This is a genomic window from Streptomyces cinereospinus, assembly GCF_042430725.1.
GTDB lineage: Bacteria > Actinomycetota > Actinomycetes > Streptomycetales > Streptomycetaceae > Streptomyces > Streptomyces cinereospinus.
The window spans coordinates 17,514-35,841 of sequence record NZ_JBHMCY010000079.1; the positions used below are offsets into that span (position 1 = coordinate 17,514).

The 18,328-nt window shown below is 70.7% G+C and carries 15 protein-coding genes and 3 tRNA genes; 7 read left to right on the forward strand and 11 right to left on the reverse strand.

Going from position 1 to position 18,328, the window contains the following annotated elements:
* Positions 1–14 precede the first annotated feature (14 nt).
* From ACFF45_RS29910 to ACFF45_RS29925, 4 genes are all read right to left on the reverse strand, one after another.
* Positions 15–266 (reverse strand): hypothetical protein, encoded by a 252-nt coding sequence (locus ACFF45_RS29910; RefSeq protein WP_381349847.1) that lies wholly within the window; start codon positions 264–266, stop codon positions 15–17.
* Positions 263–598, reverse strand: coding sequence for a hypothetical protein (locus ACFF45_RS29915; protein WP_381349848.1), 336 nt, complete (start codon positions 596–598; stop codon positions 263–265). The genes ACFF45_RS29910 and ACFF45_RS29915 overlap by 4 nt, the downstream gene beginning before the upstream one ends.
* Positions 599–720: 122 nt before the next feature.
* Positions 721–1,890, reverse strand: coding sequence for a ParB/RepB/Spo0J family partition protein (locus ACFF45_RS29920; protein ID WP_381349849.1), 1,170 nt, complete (start codon positions 1,888–1,890; stop codon positions 721–723).
* A gap of 167 nt (positions 1,891–2,057) precedes the next feature.
* Positions 2,058–2,228, reverse strand: coding sequence for a hypothetical protein (locus ACFF45_RS29925; RefSeq protein WP_381349851.1), 171 nt, complete (start codon positions 2,226–2,228; stop codon positions 2,058–2,060).
* A gap of 423 nt (positions 2,229–2,651) precedes the next feature.
* Here ACFF45_RS29925 and ACFF45_RS29930 point away from each other — a divergent pair, with 423 nt between their 5' ends.
* On the forward strand, positions 2,652–3,092 hold the full coding sequence (locus ACFF45_RS29930; protein ID WP_381349852.1) for a hypothetical protein: 441 nt from the start codon (positions 2,652–2,654) through the stop codon (positions 3,090–3,092).
* 5 nt (positions 3,093–3,097) lie between these two features.
* The gene (locus ACFF45_RS29935; protein ID WP_381349854.1) at positions 3,098–3,874 is read left to right on the forward strand and encodes a hypothetical protein; all 777 of its coding nucleotides are present in this window, start codon (positions 3,098–3,100) and stop codon (positions 3,872–3,874) included.
* Here the strand turns inward: ACFF45_RS29935 and ACFF45_RS29940 are convergent.
* Positions 3,860–4,825, reverse strand: a complete 966-nt coding sequence (locus ACFF45_RS29940; protein ID WP_381349855.1) for a recombinase family protein — start codon at positions 4,823–4,825, stop codon at positions 3,860–3,862. The genes ACFF45_RS29935 and ACFF45_RS29940 overlap by 15 nt on opposite strands.
* A gap of 497 nt (positions 4,826–5,322) precedes the next feature.
* Between ACFF45_RS29940 and ACFF45_RS29945 the strand changes: the two genes are divergently transcribed.
* Positions 5,323–6,912 carry a tyrosine-type recombinase/integrase gene (locus ACFF45_RS29945; protein ID WP_381349856.1) on the forward strand — a complete coding sequence of 530 codons (1,590 nt, stop codon included), beginning with the start codon at positions 5,323–5,325 and terminating at the stop codon, positions 6,910–6,912.
* A 123-nt stretch (positions 6,913–7,035) separates the two neighbouring features.
* Here the strand turns inward: ACFF45_RS29945 and ACFF45_RS29950 are convergent.
* From ACFF45_RS29950 to ACFF45_RS29960, 3 genes are all read right to left on the reverse strand, one after another.
* Positions 7,036–7,112, reverse strand: a tRNA-Ile gene (locus ACFF45_RS29950).
* A 180-nt stretch (positions 7,113–7,292) separates the two neighbouring features.
* Positions 7,293–7,365 (reverse strand) — tRNA-Asn (locus tag ACFF45_RS29955).
* 5 nt (positions 7,366–7,370) lie between these two features.
* A tRNA-Asn gene (locus tag ACFF45_RS29960) sits at positions 7,371–7,443 on the reverse strand.
* 158 nt (positions 7,444–7,601) lie between these two features.
* On the opposite strand from ACFF45_RS29960, the gene ACFF45_RS29965 reads away from it, so the two are divergent.
* From ACFF45_RS29965 to ACFF45_RS29980, 4 genes are all read left to right on the forward strand, one after another.
* A complete protein-coding gene (locus ACFF45_RS29965) occupies positions 7,602–7,904 on the forward strand; it encodes a YtxH domain-containing protein (RefSeq protein ID WP_381349858.1) in 303 nt (100 codons plus the stop codon).
* A gap of 107 nt (positions 7,905–8,011) precedes the next feature.
* Positions 8,012–9,466, forward strand: a complete 1,455-nt coding sequence (locus tag ACFF45_RS29970) for an FGGY family carbohydrate kinase (protein WP_381349860.1) — start codon at positions 8,012–8,014, stop codon at positions 9,464–9,466.
* A 101-nt stretch (positions 9,467–9,567) separates the two neighbouring features.
* Entirely contained in the window at positions 9,568–11,301 is a 1,734-nt protein-coding gene (locus ACFF45_RS29975; RefSeq protein WP_381349861.1) for an ABC transporter ATP-binding protein, read from the forward strand.
* Positions 11,301–13,229: an ABC transporter ATP-binding protein gene (locus tag ACFF45_RS29980; RefSeq protein ID WP_381349863.1), complete on the forward strand. Its 1,929-nt coding sequence runs from the start codon at positions 11,301–11,303 to the stop codon at positions 13,227–13,229. Before ACFF45_RS29975 ends, ACFF45_RS29980 begins: the two co-directional genes overlap by 1 nt.
* Positions 13,230–13,284: 55 nt before the next feature.
* Here the strand turns inward: ACFF45_RS29980 and ACFF45_RS29985 are convergent, their stop codons facing one another.
* From ACFF45_RS29985 to ACFF45_RS29995, 3 genes are all read right to left on the reverse strand, one after another.
* Positions 13,285–14,505 carry a sigma-70 family RNA polymerase sigma factor gene (locus ACFF45_RS29985; protein WP_381349864.1) on the reverse strand — a complete coding sequence of 407 codons (1,221 nt, stop codon included), beginning with the start codon at positions 14,503–14,505 and terminating at the stop codon, positions 13,285–13,287.
* A gap of 268 nt (positions 14,506–14,773) precedes the next feature.
* The gene (locus tag ACFF45_RS29990; protein ID WP_381349865.1) at positions 14,774–15,541 is read right to left on the reverse strand and encodes a barstar family protein; all 768 of its coding nucleotides are present in this window, start codon (positions 15,539–15,541) and stop codon (positions 14,774–14,776) included.
* A 160-nt stretch (positions 15,542–15,701) separates the two neighbouring features.
* Positions 15,702–18,328, reverse strand: a 2,627-nt coding sequence (locus ACFF45_RS29995; protein ID WP_381349866.1) for a polymorphic toxin-type HINT domain-containing protein, incomplete at its 5' end; no start/stop codon positions are given.

Genomic DNA, 18,328 nt, shown 5'->3' on the forward strand with positions numbered 1-18,328 from the left:
TGGACTCTCCAAGGTCAGGCGTATTCGGTGCAGTTGACGGCGAGGGGGTGGTCCTTGTGGTCGGCGCAGACGGCGTCGCCCGTGGCGGGGTCCGTCCCGCCGTCGCACAGCTCGCAGACCCAGTAGCCGCAGACGACGCAGATCGCGGAGGCGACCTGGTCGCAGGTGTCGGCCAGGTCGGCGTCACAGAGACGGCAGACTTCGGGCGGCAGCGTTCCGTCGTCGGGCCAGGTCTTGAGGCCGTCGATGCGGGAGGGTCGCTTCACGCCGTCCGCTCCGCCCCACGGTCGCTCTGGGCGTTGGCGGTGAGGAGCGCCGCTTCGAGTTCGACCAGGCGTGCCGCGACCATGATGGGGAACCGCACGTAGACGGAGCCCCCTGCCTGGTTGAGGAGTTCGGCGGCGGCGAGGAAGGTCGCGTTGCTGGCTTCGTTCAGGGCCTCCGTGTCGTTGTCGCGGCGCGCCTTGACCAGGTGCTGGGCGGCCTCGCGGACGAGCTGGGCCGCGTCGGAGTCGTACTCCTCAAGGGCGTTGGCCGTGGCCGGCACTCCCTCGAACAGGTTGCGGTTGATGTTGCGCATGGCGCGGATGTCGTTCATCACTGAGGGCTCCCGAGGGAAGAGAGGGGGGCGGCCCGCTGAGGGCCGCCCCGAGTGGATGGTCAGGCGGTAGTTGGCAAGACCGGCCTCGTCGCCGAGGCTGGTGTTGCCCGGGTGAACGGTCAGGCCGCGACGGCGACGGGCTGGGCGTCGGAGTCGGCGTCGTTCTCCTCGGACTCCGGGGCGGGCTGGTGCCCCGGCTCGTCGGCGGCCTCGGCCTGCGGGGTGACGGCGACGGGAGGCGCCGTCTCCGTCTCCGAGTTGTCGTCGGCGGCGGGCTCCAGGCGGGCCAGGGCGGCGTCGGCCTCCGCGACCAGGTCGGGGGCAGCCGCCGCGGGGTTGACCATGATCTCGCTCGCGTCGGCGTGCGCCTTGGCCTGGCGGAGGTTGAAGCGCGCCTTCTGCACGAAGGCGGCGACCCTGTCCATCTGCTCCAGCCGCTTGCCGACCTGCCCCTCCAGCGCGCGAGCCAGCTCCATCGGGTCGGCCTTGCCGACGCTGTCCAGCAGCTCGCACATGCGCTCGATCTCGTCGAGGTCGCTCTTGGTCTTGGCCTGGGCGCGGGTCCGCTGGGCCTTCTCCTCGGGCGTCATCTCCTCGACGTCGACCATGGAGTCCTGCTGCGCCGCCTTCTCCTGCTTGCGCATGGCGTAGGCGATGTGGACCACCTGGTTGTCGCTCTTGTCGCCCTTCTTCCAGTCGTCGAAGACGGCCTTCTGGTTGGCGGGCGAGAGCGCGGCGATCTGTACGGCGGCCTGGGTGCCGATGTGGCCAGCGTCGACGGCGGCCTGAATCTCGGGGCGCAAGTTGAGCAAGGTCAGCCGCTGGTTGACGAAGGGGACCGACTTGGAGAAGGTCTGGGCGACCGCGGGCACCTTCTCGGGGTCGCCGTCGTACTCGTCGTCCAGGACCCGCTTGAAGCCGCGGGCCTCCTCCATCGGAAGCATGTCCTCGCGGTTGAGGTTCTCGGCCATGGCCTTCTTGAAGGAGTCGAGGTCGCTGATCTCGTCCTCGCCGTCGGCGAGGAGGATCTTGGCCTCGATGGTGATGTTCCCGGCGATCTCGTTGGCGCGGAAGCGGCGCTCGCCCGCGACGAGCTCGTAGGTGATCGCCTCGTTCTTGCGCCTCGTACCCGGAATCCCGAGCGCACGGACGACAACCGGCTGGAGCAGGCCGTGCTGCTTGATCGAGTCGGCCAGTTCGTTCAGGGCCTCCGTGTTGAAGGTCTCGCGGGGCTGGTTCTCGTTGCGACGGATCTGGCGCATCTTCAGGGTGGCGTACTTGTGCGGCATTTCGGGCTCCAAGAGGTCGGTGGGGGCTTCTCCTTCCCCCTTCCTTCTGGTTCTATTCTATATGCGTTGTGGGGGTGGGTCCACATTTTTCGAGAAGTTTTTGCAGGTCAAACGCGTGGACGCGGAACCCCGAGTGGGGTCCCGCGTCCCATGACCATCTCGATCGATCAGCTTACGGCGGCGCCGCTCAGACACTCCGCCCTGCGCTCGACGCGCTTCGGGTCGACGATCGACAGGGCCCCCAGTACCTCGTGAGCCGACTCGTCATCCAGGGCGACGTTCTCCACTCCTTCGGACTCCTTCAACCGGGCCAGCACTCGTCCCAGTTCGATCCCCACCCGTACCCTCCCCGCGTTGCAGCGTTCCGCCCCCATAACGAACGGCGGCCCACTTAGATCCCCACACAAGCAAAAGGTCGGCACACATCAGGCGGCTACTGGGGTGCCGGTCACGGTCTCACAGCCTGGCGGGGCGGGCGAGGAGCTTCGGCGGGCAGCATGCTGAGTACACGATCCACTAATGCCGTTACAGATCTTGCTGCGGGGCAACACCTAATGTCAACCAACATAGACATTAAGCTGCCCCAAGAACCTCAACCGTCCCACGATCACCACTGACCATGCGCCCCGAGTTCCGCCCGCGACCTGGCGCGCGCCCGAGGAGTACCTAGAACCATGCCGCCCGGTCCGGACACCCCTCTCTCCAGCAAGCTCGCCGTGCTGCTCAGCAGGAAGCGCGGAGCCGACGGAAGGACACCGAGCGTGCGCGTCATCGCCGCCGCGACAGCCGAGACGCCCGGCGGCAAGCCGGCGATGACCCACCAGGTGGTGAACGACCTCCTGAACGGGACCAAGGCCAACCCCACGACCTCTCAACTCATTGGACTCGCACGCGCATTCGACTGTCCGGTAGCTTACCTACTCCCCGGTTACAACGGTTTGACCTCGCTGGCCGTCTACGAGGAGCACCAAGACGTTCGCGAGGCGCTTCGTCTGGTCCACGACCTGGGCCAAGCCGGGGCTGCCGAACTTCTGGAGGCCGCACGTGAGATCCGTTCCCGACACGGGCACAGCGATCTCACGGTCCCCGAAGTCCCCGAGTCGCTTCCTCCTGCCACCGAACCACCGCGGCCAGGCCGGCGGAGACGGCTCAGCTTCACAGAGGCGGCCGAACGGGCCGTCTCTGACCTGGAAGGAACCTGAACGACATGGACGGCATCGTCTTCGGCCTGTGCGCCCTGTTCGGTATAGCGGGCACCGTGCTCTCCGCCCGCGAAGCCTGGCGCCAGCGCACCCGGAACGAATACCGCATTGCCCGCTTCGCACGAGCCGCCGCCTTCGCCGTCTGCACGATCGGCGTAATCCTGGCCGTGCCCCCGGTAGCGGACCTCGCCGAGTCTGTGACGGGCATGAACAACGCGGCCAAGCTCGGGGCCCACATCTGCGCCGTACTGTGGTGCGGCAGCCTTCAACTCATGCTGGTCGACTGGTCCTACAACCACGAGGTCCTGAGAGCCAGCCTGTACGCCCGCATCGCCTTCGCAGTCTGCGTCCTTGCCGCGATGCTGCCGCTCTTCGTTGGAACAACGGACGAGAGCATTAAGTTCACGACCGAGTACGCAACCGCGCCAGGCGTCACCGTCTACCTCATGATCTACCTCGCCTACGTGGCGATCACCTGTGGGGAGATCGCGTTCCTCTGCTCCGGCATGGCTCTGTCGGCGAAGCGAACTGGTCACACCTGGACAGCGAGGGGCCTGGCCATGTCGGCTGTCGCGGCCGTCCTCGGCGTCGCCTACGCCGCCAGCAAGGGGTCATACCTGGTGACTCACTACCTCGGGCACCCGTGGCCCCTGCGAGCCGAAGAGATCGTCTCGCCCGCCCTGGCCGGTCTCGCTGTCGTCGCGCTCATCACCGGGCTGACCATGGCGATGGTCGGTCGTCGCCTCTCGTCCCGTAAGGCGCCTGCTTCAGTCGGCGTCTGACCGGCCGGGGAGCTTGCGCCAGTGCAGGACTACCCTGCCGGGCTCAACGGTGCGGACCCCTCGGGCCCTTGCGGGAAAGACCTCGACGTTCGTCAGGAACAGCCTCACGATGGCCTTCTTCGACGTGACGGGAGCGGTGTTCCACCACCGCACCAGATCCTTGGCGCTGCCGAGGGAGAAGTCCGCCATCTGCTCGGCGTACCGCAGGCGCGAGCGGTTGTCCTTGAGATTTGCCGTGATCTCGCGATCGGCGGCCACGAACGCGTCGCTGCTGATCTGCCGCTGGCCGTAGAGGGTCGCCGCTTCACGGCGGCGGCCCTCCAGTTCCTGGATGGTCGCTTCCATCTCCTTGATCTGGGACTGGACGGCGGCCTGAGCCTTGAGAATCTGGGCGCGGATGCCGGGCTTGAGGAGTTCGGCCACGACGTACTCGCCGACATAGGTCTCCAGAAGCTCGCCGTCGATGCGGACCTCGCCGCACCCACCCCGGCCGTCCTTGTCCTTCGGGCGGCAGCGGTACCCCGGCGTCCCGGCGTTCGTGCGTGCCCCCTGGAGAGCCCAGGTGCACTTGCCGCACGTGCTGGCGCCGTCCACCAGAAGGTAGTCGTAGGGCGGGGCCGCGTCGGCCGTCTTCCGGCCCTGACTTCGCGCCTGGAGAGCCCTGAACTCCTCCGGGGTGATGGCGCCAGGATGGCCGGCATCGACGAGCTGGCCATCGTCGTCGTAGCGCAACCCGGCGATGGCCGGGTTCTGGAAGAGGCGCCCGATCGAGGCGTCCTTCCACTCCCCTCCGAGCGTGCCTCGGTAGCCCTCGCCGTTCGCCCAGACGGCGATGTCCGCATTCGATTGGCCACCTGTGAGAGCCCGGCTCACCATCTGGCGAAGCGGGCCCACTTCGTCATCGCGTAGGCGACGTCTCGACGCGTCGTCGAAACCGTAGAGCCGTGGCATGCGGTCGTCCGTTCTTCTCTCATGCGCCTCCTGAGACTGCCTGATCCTAGGTCACGGCCCTATGGAGAGGGCCGTGACCAGTGAACCGATACGCGAAAGCTACGAATGATCACTGCGTGGTGGCGTCACTCCGAGCACTCGCCAGAGCGCAGCCGTAGGGACCCTCACGGTGCTGCCCAGAGTGAGCGTCTGCACCGGGAAAGATCCCTCCTTGATCAAGTTGTAAGCCTTGTGCACACCGATACCCAGGGCCCGAGCAGCCGTCGTGACGTTCACAGTCGGCGGCAGCGCGAGCAGTTCCTCCAGAGTCATCGGGCTGGTCCCGGAGGTCGTACCTACGGAGGCGTCCTTCGTTGTCATTCCCGTTGTCGCGTTCTCCCCCGCGCCAACGCGAGTTAAGGATACGCCAACACTGGAGTGTTGGGGCAAGATAGGGCATCGGTTCGACAAGGACCGGCACAGAAGATCCACAACCGAAAGCCACGAAGGGGATGTTTGTGTTCGATCCCAGCTACTACCGGCGCTGCGCGTGCAAGGCGCCCGCCGTCGACGAGGACGGCGCTCCCATACTGAACGCCAACGGGCAGCCCAAGATGCGCATGCTTGACGCAAACTGCCCGAAGCTCCCGCAGAAAGGACACGGCACCTGGTACTTCTACTTCGAGCTGGAAGCCGGGGAGGGCGGCAAGCGTCGGCGCGTACGGCGAGGGGGATTCGCCACCAAGAACGACGCGAAGGCCAAGGCGGAGGAGATCTACCGCGACGCCATCGGAGGCGCCGACGTGCTCAGCGACGCCACCGTGGGTCAGGACCTGCATAGCTGGCTCAAGAGGAAGAGGGGCCTGGCCCGCACCACCCGGCATGGTTACGAGGAGCACATCGCCCTCTACCTCGAACCGCACCTCGGGCACATCAAGCGGCGTGACCTCAAGCTGCGCCACGTCGAGGCGATGTACGACGCGATCGAGCGGGAGAACTCCGAGCGGCTGCTTCACCACGCCAAGGTGGTGGAGCTGGAGGAGGCGCGCGACGCCGCCCACACGGCGTGGGTGCGCGCCGCGGGCAAGAAGGAGGAACGCCGCGCCACTCGCCGGGCGTACCTAGCTGCCAACGCCGCCCTCCGCGAGGGACGCAAGGGTAAGCGGAAGATCACCAGCGCCGCGACGATGCACCGCATCAACGCCACCCTCAGCTCGTTCCTGGGCAGCGGCATCAAGCGCGGCGAGTACACGACCAACTGGGCGGCCATGGTCGAGCTGCCGGCGGTCAGGCGCCCCAAGGCTCTGGTCTGGACGCCCGAATGGGTCGAAGAGTGGAAGCGGACGGGCCAGAAGCCCAGCCCTGTCATGGTCTGGACCCCGGAGCAGACGGGCCAGTTCCTCGACTTCATCGCCGACGACCGACTCTGCGGCATGTGGCACGGGTTCATCTTCCGTGGCCCGCGACGCGGCGAGATGTGCGCGCTGCCCTGGACGGAGGTCAGCCTCTCCGGCTCATGGTTCCGGATCTCCGCACAGATCGTGGAGATCGCGTATCGGCAGTACGACGAGGCCCCGAAGCAGGACAGCGTCCGCACCGTCACCCTCGACTCCCAGACGCGCAGGAAGTGGGAGGAGTGGCAGGCCACCCAGGCCAAGGAGCGTGAGCAGTGGTCCGGCGAAGCTGCCTGGGTGGAGAGCAACCGGGTCTGGACGCACGAGAACGGCGAGCCCCTGCACCCCGACTGGATCAGCCGACGCTTCAACCGGCTGGTGGAGCTGTCAGGACTCCCGCCGATCCGCCTGCACGACACCCGGCACCTGTCGGCCACGCTGGCGCTCCTCGGCAAGGCCGACATCAAGGTCGTCCAGGAGCGGCTTGGCCACAGCTCCCGCCAGATCACCTCGGACACGTACACGAGCGTCCTGCCTCAGCTTCTGACTGCCGAGGCGGAGTCGACGAGCGCCGTCGTGCCCCGGTCCCCCCAGAAGAAGACCCCTCGGGGAGAGGAGCGGGACAAGCCCCAGAGCCCGGCCGAGGATGGCGCCGACAACGCCCCAGAGGCGGGCGAGGATGGGCCGGACGAAGGACTACGTCCCGCCGCGTGACCTGCGTCCTCAATTTGTCCTCACGATCATGAAACGATGATCGTGGAGGGCCGCCAAGATCCTCCCGTACTCACCCCTGACCGGTTAAGTGCCTGGTCAGAAGGTTTCTTCCCGCGTAGCGAGTGGTGGGGCGGGTGGGACTCGAACCCACGGCCGACGGATTATGAGTCCGCTGCTCTAACCGGCTGAGCTACCGCCCCATAGCGGCGTGTCGCGTACACGTGTGCGCGCCGTCTGCCGCAGCATAGCCGCTCATACGATCTCCTGCTCCGGATGGTCGGCTCCGCATGACCTTGAGGACTCCCCCGTGGCCCCGGCGTTCCGCCGGACAGGACACCGGACATGAAAAAGGACCCCCTGCGGGGCCCTCGTTCAGGCTGCTCCCCCGACTGGACTCGAACCAGTAACCTGCCGGTTAACAGCCGGCTGCTCTGCCAATTGAGCTACGGAGGACCGAGCTCCCCCGACTGGACTCGAACCAGTAACCTGCCGGTTAACAGCCGGCTGCTCTGCCAATTGAGCTACGGAGGAATGCCTCGTTGCATCGAACGCACCTGCCTGGGTATTCGCCAGGGGGCGCGCGCTCGCTGCGACACATACATTAGCGCAAGCAGGGGGGTGCTCCGCCAATCGGTACTCCCCGGCTCCAGGCCGCGCCAGAGGACCTACGCAAGGGAAGGGTGGCCGTCATGCGTTACCGGCTCACGTTCGTCGTCGGACTCGCCGCGGGTTACGTGCTGGGCACACGCGCCGGGCGCGAGCGCTACGAGCAGCTGAAGAAGACCGCGCGCCAGGTCGCGCGGAACCCCGCTGTCCGCAACACCGCCGAGACGGCGGCCCTGCAGGGCCGCCAGTTCGCCGGCAAGGCGTACCACTCGGTGAGCGAGAAGGTCGGTGACCGGGTGCCCGAGTCGGTCGCCCACCGCGTCCGCTCCCTGCGCACCCGTAACGTCAACGGCACGGCCGACGACGACTGGGGCACCAACACCTAAGGGTGTGCCGTACGGGCCCGGCGCGCCGGCACTCCCGGGCGCCGGGCGCCGCCGTGCCCGGACGCCGGTGGCCCGAGCAGGTGCGGCGCTACGGCAGAATTCGGGGCATGGGGATAGTCGCCGGGCTGGACAGTTCGCCCGATTTCACTCGTATCATCGTCTGCGACGCGGACACGGGGGCCGTGCTGCGCCAGGGCTACGCGCCGCATCCGGTGGAAGGCACCGAGGGCGCGGGGCGGCCCAGCGACGTCGACCCGCAGGCCTGGCTGCTGTCCCTGGGCGAGGCGGCCGGCGGCGGGCTGCTGGAGGGCGTGCAGGCCATCGGCGTGTCCGCGCAGCAGAACGCCGTGGTGCCGCTGGACGCGCAGGGCGGCACCGTACGGCCCGCGCTGGTCGGCGGGGACAGGCGGGCACAGGTCGCGGCGGCCGATCTGATCGACGCACTGGGCGGGCGCGAGGCGTGGGCGCAGGCGGTGGGGTGTGTGCCGCAGGCCGCCCAGCCGGTGACCAAGCTGCGCTGGCTCGCCCGGAACGAGCCCGAGAGCGCGGCGCGCGTCGCCGTGCTGATGCAGGCGCACGACTGGCTGGTGTGGCAGCTGCTCGGCCGGCCGGTGCGCCGGACCACCGACCGGGGCGGGGCCTCGGGGACCGGGTACTGGTCCGCCGCCACCGGGGGATACCGGTCCGACCTGGTGGAGCTGGCCCTGGGCCACCAGGCCGTGCTGCCGGAGGTGATCGGCCCGTCCGATGCGGCCGGTACGACGCCGGAGGGGCTGATGATCTCCGCCGGGACCGGGGAGACCATGGCCGCCGCCTTCGGGCTGGGCCTGGGGCTGGGGGACGCGGTCGTCTCCCTGGGCGCCTCCGGGTCCGTGATGGCGGTGCACCCCGAGGCGCTCCAGGACGGCTCCGGGATGATCACCGCCCTCGCCGACGCCACCGGCATGCACCTGCCGGTCGTCACCACCCTGAACGCCGTGCGCACCCTGCGCGGCACCGCCGAGCTGCTCGGGCTGCCCGACCTGGAGAGCCTGTCCGACCTGGCGATGAAGTCGACGCCGGGCTCGCACGGACTCGTCCTGCTGCCCTATCTGGAAGGTGAGCGCACGCCCGCGCTGCCGCACACCGCGGGCACGCTGACCGGGCTGCGGCGGGAGTCGATGAAGCCGGAGCACCTGGCGCGGGCCGCCTTCGAGGGCATGCTGTGCGGTCTCGCGGACGCGCTGGACGTGCTGCGCGGGCGCGGCGTCGAGGTGCGGCGGATCTTCCTGCTGGGGGCGGCGGCCGAACTGCCGGCGGTGCAGGCGGCGGCGCCCGCGCTGTTCGGGGCGCAGGTCGTCGTACCGCAGCCGGCCGACTACGCGGCGATCGGTGCCGCCCGGCAGGCGGCCTGGGCGCTCGGGGTGTCCCGGGGGACCCTGGACCCGCTCACCCCGCCGGCCTGGCAGGGGGCGGTCGCGCAGGTGCTCGAACCCGGCGAGGAGCTGGCCGTGGGGCAGGCCGTGCGGCAGCAGTACGTGTCGGTACGGGAGCAGACCCATCCGGGGGCGTTCCGCCCGTAGGTCTCGTCGGGTTAATCGGCTGGGGTAACGCGGGTGGTGTGCCCCACGATAGGGGCCAGGGGCAACCAACCGGCCCCTTCCGCCGACCCCGAGAGACCAGCGTGCTCATACGACTGTTGCGTACCTATCTGAGGCCCTACCGAAAACCCGTCACCGTGCTGGTTCTGCTCCAGTTCCTGCAGACCTGCGCGACCCTGTACCTGCCCACCCTGAACGCGGACATCATCGATGACGGCGTCGTGCGGGGCGACACCGGTTACATCCTGTCCTTCGGTGCCGTGATGACCGGCGTCTCGCTGGCGCAAGTGGTGTGCAACATCGGCGCCGTGTACTACGGCGCCCGCACCGCGGCGGCGCTCGGGCGGGACGTGCGGGCCGCCGTCTTCGACCGGGTGCAGTCGTTCTCGGCGCGGGAGGTCGGCCGCTTCGGGGCGCCCTCGCTGATCACGCGGACCACGAACGACGTGCAGCAGGTCCAGATGCTGGCCCTGATGACGTTCACGCTGATGGTGTCGGCGCCGATCATGTGCGTCGGCGGCATCGTGCTGGCGCTCGGCCTGGACGTGCCGCTGTCCGGGGTGCTGGTCGCCGTGGTGCCCGTGCTGGGACTGAGCGTGACCCTGATCGTCCGGGGGCTGCGGCCGCTGTTCCGGTCCATGCAGGAGCGGCTGGACACGGTGAACCGGGTGCTGCGCGAGCAGATCACCGGCAACCGGGTGATCCGGGCCTTCGTGCGGGACGACTACGAGCAGCGCCGCTTCGGGAAGGCGAACGCCGAACTGACGGAGGTGTCCCTGGGCGCCGGCAACCTGCTGGCGCTGATGTTCCCCATCGTGATGACGGTGGTGAACCTGTCGTCGATCGCGGTGGTGTGGTTCGGCGCGCACCGGATCGCCGACGGCGGGATGGAGATCGGCGACCTGACGGCGTACCTCGCCTATCTGATGCAGATCGTGATGGCCGTGATGATGGCCACGTTCATGTTCATGATGGTGCCGCGCGCCGAGGTGTGCGCCGAGCGGATCCAGGAGGTACTGGGGACCGCGTCCAGCGTCGTGCCGCCGGCGGCGCCGGTGCGGGAGCTGCGCCGGCACGGGCACCTGGAGATCCGCGGGGCCGGTTTCCGCTACCCGGGTGCCGAGGAGCCGGTGCTCAGGGGCGTCGACCTGGTCGCGCGGCCGGGTGAGACGACCGCCGTGATCGGCTCCACCGGCAGCGGCAAGTCCACGCTGCTCGGGCTGGTGCCGCGGCTGTTCGACGCCACGGACGGGGCGGTGCTGGTCGACGGCGTCGACGTGCGCACCCTCGACCCGCGGCTGCTGGCCAGGACCGTCGGGCTGGTGCCGCAGAAGCCGTACCTCTTCGCCGGCACGGTCGCGAGCAACCTGCGGTACGGCAACCCGGACGCGACCGACGAGGAGCTGTGGCACGCGCTGGAGGTGGCGCAGGCCAGGCCCTTCGTGGAGCGGCTGGAGGGCGGGCTGGACGCGCCGGTCGCGCAGGGCGGCACCAACGTCTCCGGCGGCCAGCGGCAGCGGCTCGCCATCGCGCGGACGCTGGTGCAGCGCCCCGAGATCTACCTCTTCGACGACTCCTTCTCCGCGCTCGACTACGCCACGGACGCGGCCCTGCGCGCGGCGCTCACCCGCGAGACCGCCCGGGCGACCGTCGTGATCGTCGCCCAGCGGGTGGCGACCATCCGGGACGCGGACCGGATCGTCGTGCTCGACGCGGGCCGGGTGGTCGGCGTCGGCCGGCACCACGAACTGATGGCGGACAACGAGACCTACCGGGAGATCGTGCTCTCCCAGCTGACGGAAACGGAGGCCGCCTGATGGCCGGTCCTGCGGGGCGGATGATGGCCGGGACCGGTCCCGACCATCGCTCGATGGACTTCCGGGTGTCCGGCCGGCGGCTGATGGTCCGGTTCCGGCCGGAGCGGCTGACCCTCGGCGCGCTGCTGGTGTGCGTGGTGGTGAGCGTGGGGCTGTCGGTCGTCGGGCCGAAGATCCTCGGGCACGCCACCGACCTGGTGTTCGGGGGGATCGTCGGGCGGGAGATGCCGGCCGGGCAGAGCAAGGAGCAGGCCCTCGACGCCCTGCGGGAGCGCGGCGACGGCGACATGGCCGACATGCTCCGCGGCACCGACTTCACGCCGGGCCGGGGCATCGACTTCGGGGCGGTGGGGGACGTCCTGCTGCTGGCGCTGGCCGTGTTCGCGGGGGCCGGACTGCTGATGGCGGTGGCGACGCGGCTGGTGAACCGGGCGGTCAACCGGACGATGTACCGGATGCGCGAGGACGTGCAGACGAAGCTGTCGCGGCTGCCGCTGTCGTACTTCGACAAGCGGCAGCGCGGGGAGGTGCTGAGCCGGGCGACGAACGACATCGACAACATCGGCCAGACGCTCCAGCAGTCGATGGGGCAGCTGATCAACTCGCTGCTGACCATCATCGGTGTGCTGGCGATGATGTTCTGGGTGTCCTGGATCCTGGCGCTGGTGGCGCTGGTGACGGTGCCGCTGTCGCTGTACGTGGCGACGTACGTGGGCAAGCGGTCGCAGCCGCACTTCGTGCAGCAGTGGCGGTCGACGGGCACGCTCAACGCGCACGTCGAGGAGATGTACACCGGGCACACGCTGGTGAAGGTGTTCGGGCGGCAGGAGGAGTCGGCGCGGCAGTTCGCCGAGCAGAACGAGGCGCTGTACGAGGCCGGGTTCCGGGCGCAGTTCAACAGCGGGGTGATGCAGCCGCTGATGCTGTTCGTGTCGAACCTGAACTACGTGCTGGTCGCCGTGGTCGGCGGGCTGCGGGTCGCCTCGGGCTCGCTGTCCATCGGCGACGTTCAGGCCTTCATCCAGTACTCGCGGCAGTTCTCGATGCCGCTGACGCAGCTCGCGTCGATGGCCAACCTCGTGCAGTCCGGGGTGGCCTCGGCCGAGCGGATCTTCGAACTGCTCGACGCGGAGGAGCAGTCGGCGGATCCGGTGCCGGGGCTGCGGCCGCAGGAGCTGCGCGGGCGGGTGGCGCTGGAGGGGGTGTCCTTCCGGTACGACCCGGACAAGCCGCTGATCGAGGACCTGTCGCTGACGGTGGAACCGGGGCAGACGGTCGCGATCGTCGGGCCGACCGGGGCCGGCAAGACCACGCTGGTCAATCTGCTGATGCGGTTCTACGAGGTGTCCGGCGGGCGGATCACGCTCGACGGGGTCGACATCGCCCGGATGTCCCGCGACGAACTGCGGTCCGTGATCGGCATGGTGCTGCAGGACACCTGGCTGTTCGGCGGCACGATCGCGGAGAACATCGCGTACGGGGCGGCGCGGAAGGTCACCCGCGGGGAGATCGAGGAGGCGGCGCGGGCGGCGCACGCGGACCGCTTCGTGCGGACGCTGCCCGACGGCTACGACACGGTGATCGACGACGAGGGGACCGGGGTCAGCGCGGGTGAGAAGCAGCTCGTCACCATCGCGCGGGCGTTCCTGTCCGACCCGGTGATCCTGGTGCTGGACGAGGCGACGTCCTCGGTGGACACCCGGACCGAGGTGCTGATCCAGAAGGCGATGGCGAAGCTGGCGCACGGGCGGACGTCATTCGTCATCGCGCACCGGCTGTCGACCATCCGGGACGCCGACACGATCCTGGTGATGGAGAACGGGGCGATCGTCGAGCAGGGGTCGCACGCGGACCTGCTGGCCGCGCAGGGCGCCTACGCGCGGCTGTACCGGGCGCAGTTCGCGCAGGCGGTGGCCGAGGTGGACTGAGCACCCGGGCCCGGGTCGGGGGTGCCGCCGTGTTCGCCGCGGCGGCACCCCGGTCTCAGTCCAGGTAGCCGCGCAGCTGGTCGGCGAAGGCGTGGTCGCGGAGTTTGCTCAGCGTCTTCGACTCGATCTGGCGTATCCGCTCGCGGGTGACGCCGAAGATGCGGCCGATCTCCTCCAGGGTGCGGGGGCGCCCGTCGGCGAGGCCGTAGCGGAGCTGGACGACCTTGCGCTCTCGTTCGCCCAGCGTCGACAGGACGGCCTCCAGGTGCTCCCTGAGCAACAGGAACGCCGCCGACTCCACGGGGCTGGCCGCGTCGCCGTCCTCGATGAGGTCGCCGAGCGCCACGTCGTCCTCCTCGCCGACCGGCGCGTGCAGGGAGACCGGCTCCTGGGCGAGGCGGAGCACCTCGCCGACCCGCTCGGGCGGCAGGTCGAGGTGGGCGGCGACCTCGTCGGCGGTGGGTTCGCAGCCGCGTTCCTGGAGCATCCGGCGCTGGACGCGGATCACGCGGTTGATCAGCTCCACCACGTGGACCGGGACCCGGATGGTGCGGGCCTGGTCGGCCAGGGCGCGGGACATGGCCTGGCGGATCCACCAGGTGGCGTAGGTGGAGAACTTGTAGCCGCGGGCGTAGTCGAACTTCTCGACGGCGCGGATCAGGCCCAGGTTGCCCTCCTGGACCAGGTCGAGCATGGTCAGGCCGCGGCCGACGTACCGCTTGGCGACCGAGACGACGAGCCGCAGGTTGGCCTCGATGAGCCGGCGCTTGGCCATCCGGCCCATGACGACCAGGCGGTCCAGGTCCAGGGCGAGTTCGGAGTCCAGGTCGGGGGTGTTGCCCAGCTTCTCCTCGGCGAACAGGCCGGCCTCCACCCGGCGGGCCAGTTCGACCTCCTCGGCGGCGGTGAGCAGCGGGATGCGGCCGATCTCCCGCAGGTACTGCCGGAACAGGTCCGAGGAGGGGCCGGCGGTGTCGAAGCGGCCGGGCGGGGGCACGTCCACCGGCTCGGCGGGCTCCACCTGCCCGACCGGCTCCACCGGCTCCGCGGGCTCCACCGGCTCCCCGGGCTCCGCCGGCTCGGCGGGGCCGGTGGCCCCGGCGGCTTCCGCGGGGGCTCCGGTGGCCTCGGACGGCTCCGTCTCCGGGTGGAGCGCGACCCGGTTCCGCGGGGGCACGGCCACCAGCACGCCGGCCTCCGCGTCCGGCCCGGTGCTGTCGGCGCCGTCGGCGGTCGTGCCGTCGGTGTGGGCGAGGGTCTGGGTCTGGGTCTGCACGGGGGCGACCTCCAGGATGATCGCTGCTTCGGGCGTGCGGCAGCGCTGCTCGGGGGACGGAGTCGGCGGCCTCGCCGCTGTCCGTCCCGTACGCGACGAGCGGGACCGCGGGGGGTGAGGGATCCGTGGGGGACGGATCGGCCGCGCTCCGAGGACTCAGGCACCGGGACCCAGTGTGGGGTACGACACATCGCCGCCACGAGGGGCGTGCGGTGACTTTTTGCGGTCGGTCCGTGACCGGCTGGTGACCCGGCTCGTCCCGTGGGGCTCAGGCGGTGCGGACCGCCACACCGCCCTCGGCGAACACGTCGAGCACCCGGCCGGTGTAGTCGGCGCCCAGCGCGTCGCGGGACGCCGGGAGGTCGCGCCACACCAGTCCGAACGGCGCGGCGCCCTCCGCCCGCGAGGTGCGCAGGCAGTCGAAGAGGGCGTCCAGGTTGGAGCCGAAGTAGCCCCGGGGCCCATTGACCGCCTCACCCAGGGCGCAGTAGAAGGCGTCCCTGCCGGTGACGGCCGAGCCGTCCAGCACCACCGTCGCACCGGTGCCGTAGCGGGTCGCCCGCCGGCCCGTGGCGAACCAGGAGTTCTGCACCACGTGCAGCCAGCTCGCGTGCCACGCGGCGGGGAGCCGGGCCCATGCGCCGTGCTCCGACGGGCCCTCGTCCGCCCAGGTCCGCCAGATCTCCGCGGCGTGCGGGTACTCCTCGGTGAACCCGAAGAAGTCGTAGCGCACGTCCGGGTACCGCTCGCCGGTCACGGCCGGGGGCTCCTGGTAGGCGGCCCGGACCCTGCCGAGGTAGTACGTCCCGATCTCCTCCCCGCGGTGGTCGACCACCCGCAGTGCGGCTTCCTCGGCCTTCCTGCGGTCCGCGGACAGGTGGTGCACCCCGGCGAAGGTGACCAGCTGCGGGGGTTCTCCGTCGGGCGCGACGAAATAGCCGAGAACGTTCTCTGCCGTCAGCAGGACGGTCTCCGACCGCGTGTCGACCAGGCGGAACGGAATGCCTGCCGCGTCCTCGAAACCCGTGCCGTCCACGCCGTTTCCCGATCTGTTCCGGAGGCCGTCCGGCCCGTGCGGATGCCCCGGCGGGGCGGGCCGGATGCGCTGTCCGTGTCGCTGGACCACAGACGATACTCCGCGCATCCGGCCCGCCGCCGCCGGGCCTTGCTCCTGCCTGCCTACTTCTTCCCGCTGCTCACTTCTTCCAGCCCCAGTCCGGGAAGTGCGGGGCCGTGAAGCGCTGGATCTTCCGGTAGTGGGTGGACGTCCAGCCGATGATCTCGGTCCCGTTCGGCAGGGTCTTCACCAGGATCCGCTCGTTGTTGCCCGCACCGGGGACCGCGTACTCCAGAGCCCCTGCCCACTTCGGCCACTCGTCCCCTCGGTAGACGTCGTGCGACACGAGCTCGCCCTGCTTGTACAGGTCGTAGGCCGCCGCGATCTCGTTGGACATGCCCTTGGGGAGCTTGTCCGACAGACGGCCGTTGGGGCACCTGTCGTTGTGCGCCAGCAGGGGCGTGCCGCCCGCCATCACGTAGTACGAGTGGAGTTCGGCGACCGTCAGGTTGTGCACCCGCTGGTCCGGCACCGCCCGGGAGCCCACCGCGGTGACCGCCGCCTCGGTGCCCTCGGCCGTCCGCAGCCGGGTGCCGGGGGTGAGGTCCCCCGCCTCGCGCCAGGTCCGGTCGGCGCCCGCCGCCCAGAACTTGTGCCGGTCGGTGGCGGTGACCGCCGCCGTCGCCGCGGGACCGGTCGCGGGGACCGACACCGTCACGAGGTTCTTGGCGCCGCGGCTGGTGATCGTGTCCGTGACCGGTTCGGTCCGGGTGCGCCCGGTCCCGGGGTCGGTGGCCACCACCAGGTCGCCGACGCGGACGTCCTCGATGGCCCGGGTGGCGCCCGAGGCCAGCAGCACCCGGGTGCCCGGGACGAAGCTGCTCTTCCCGCACGGGGTCCGCTTGAGGAACTTGAGCTTCAGGGCGCTCAGGGCGAGGTCGTCCAGGCAGGTGAGGGACTCGCCGGAGAGGCACTTCTCGATCTCCTCGGCGCCCACGAACCAGGCGATGAGGCGGTCGAGGTAGGTGCTGCTGATGCAGCCCATGCCGCCGGCGCCGTCACCGCCGCAGACGAGCAGGACGTCACCCGACTTCCAGTCCTCGTTGCCGATGACGTAGTTGCTGCGGTACTCGACGAGCCGCTTCTCCAGGGACCTGCGCAGTTCGTCGTCCGACAGCGGCTCGCTGGTCTCCTGGGCCTCCTGCTGGATCTGCGCCTTGAGCTCCGCCACCAGCTTGTCGGCCGCGATCAGCAGGGCGTCCGTGGCCGCCGCGGCGGCCGCGGCGAGGTCCTGGCCCGCGGCTTCCGCGGAGACGCCGGCCTGGTAGGCGGAGAGGCCCGCCTGGTAGGCGTAGTCCCCGGCCACGGCGGCGGAGTGCTCGGCCCGTTCGGCGGAGTGCGCGGCGGACCGGGCGGCGCTCCGGGCGTCGGCCGCCGCGTCGCGGGCGGTGCGGGCGGACTCCGCGGCCTGCGCCGCGGACTGCGCGGCCTGGTCGGCGGAGGCGTCGGCCTGCGCGGCGTAGTCGGCCGCCCGGCCGGCGGCCTCCTCCGCCTTGTTCGCCCAGGAGACGGCCTCGGCCGCGTTCTTGCGGGCCTCGGCGGCCACCTTCTGCGCCTGCGCCGCGTCCTTGTGGGCCAGCGACGCCGACTTGTAGGCGGCCTGCAGGAGCGTGTTGACCTCGGCGATGTGCGCGGCGGCGTTGGCGTCCCGCTGCCGGGCCTTGTGCAGCCCGATGTCCAGGAAGGCGCGCAGGCCGTCCGGCGGGCCGGACAGCGCCGCCTGCGCGGCCGCCCTGACCTCGGGGCCGCCGGTGGCCAGGGCCTGGGTGACGGCGACCCGGTCGTCGTCCTCGCGCGCCTGGTACTGCCCGGTCTCCAGGAACGCGGCGACGTCCTCGGCGGTGCCGTCCAGGGCCGCGCTCGCGGCGGCCTGCACACCGGGGCCGCCCGCGGCCGCGATCCTGGCCACGGCGACCCGGTCGTCGTCCTCCTTGCCCGGGTAGGCCCGGGTCCGCAGGAACTCCCGCACCCGCTCGACCGGCTGGTCCAGCACCGCGAGCGCGGCCTGCCGCTGCGCGGGGATCTCGGTGGTGGCGGCGATGTGCGCGACACCGGCCCGGTCGTCCTGCTCCATGGCCAGTGCGAGCCGCGTGTGCACGAACTCGGCGACCTCGGCGTCGTCGCCGGACAGGGCAGTCTCCGCCGCGTCGCTCACCCAGGTGCCGCCGCCCAGCAGGTTCAGGGCCGCCTGCCGGCCCTTGGCCGCGGTGACCGCCGGGTCCGAGGACGCCGCCGCCTCCGCGAGCAGGGTCCGGGTCCGGGTGTCCAGCTCCCGCAGCCGGCCGATCTCGTACTTCTGCTCGGCCTGCTTCCTCTCGTGGACCGCGTTGGCCTCCTCGGCCGCGAGGACGGCCTCCTCCTGCTGCTGGGCCAGCCGCTCCGCGTCGGCCTTGCGGGCCAGCTCGATCACGGTCGACGCCCGGTCGGCCGCCGCCAGGGCGTCGTTCGCCGACTCGGTGGCCGCGTCGGCCGCGTCGGTGGCCGCCTGCGCGGCGTCGACGGCCTGGCCCGCCTCGTCGGCGGCCTTGTCGGCGGCCGCGGCGGCCGCCTCGGCGTGCGCCGCCGCCTCGTTGGCCGCGTCCCGGGACTGCCGGGCCGCGGTCGCCGCCTGGTTGGCGTTGGACTGGGCACTGGCGGCCGCGCGGGACGCCTGGTCCGCCAGCCGCTTGGCCCGCGCCGCCGCCTCGGCGGCCTTCCTGCTCTGCG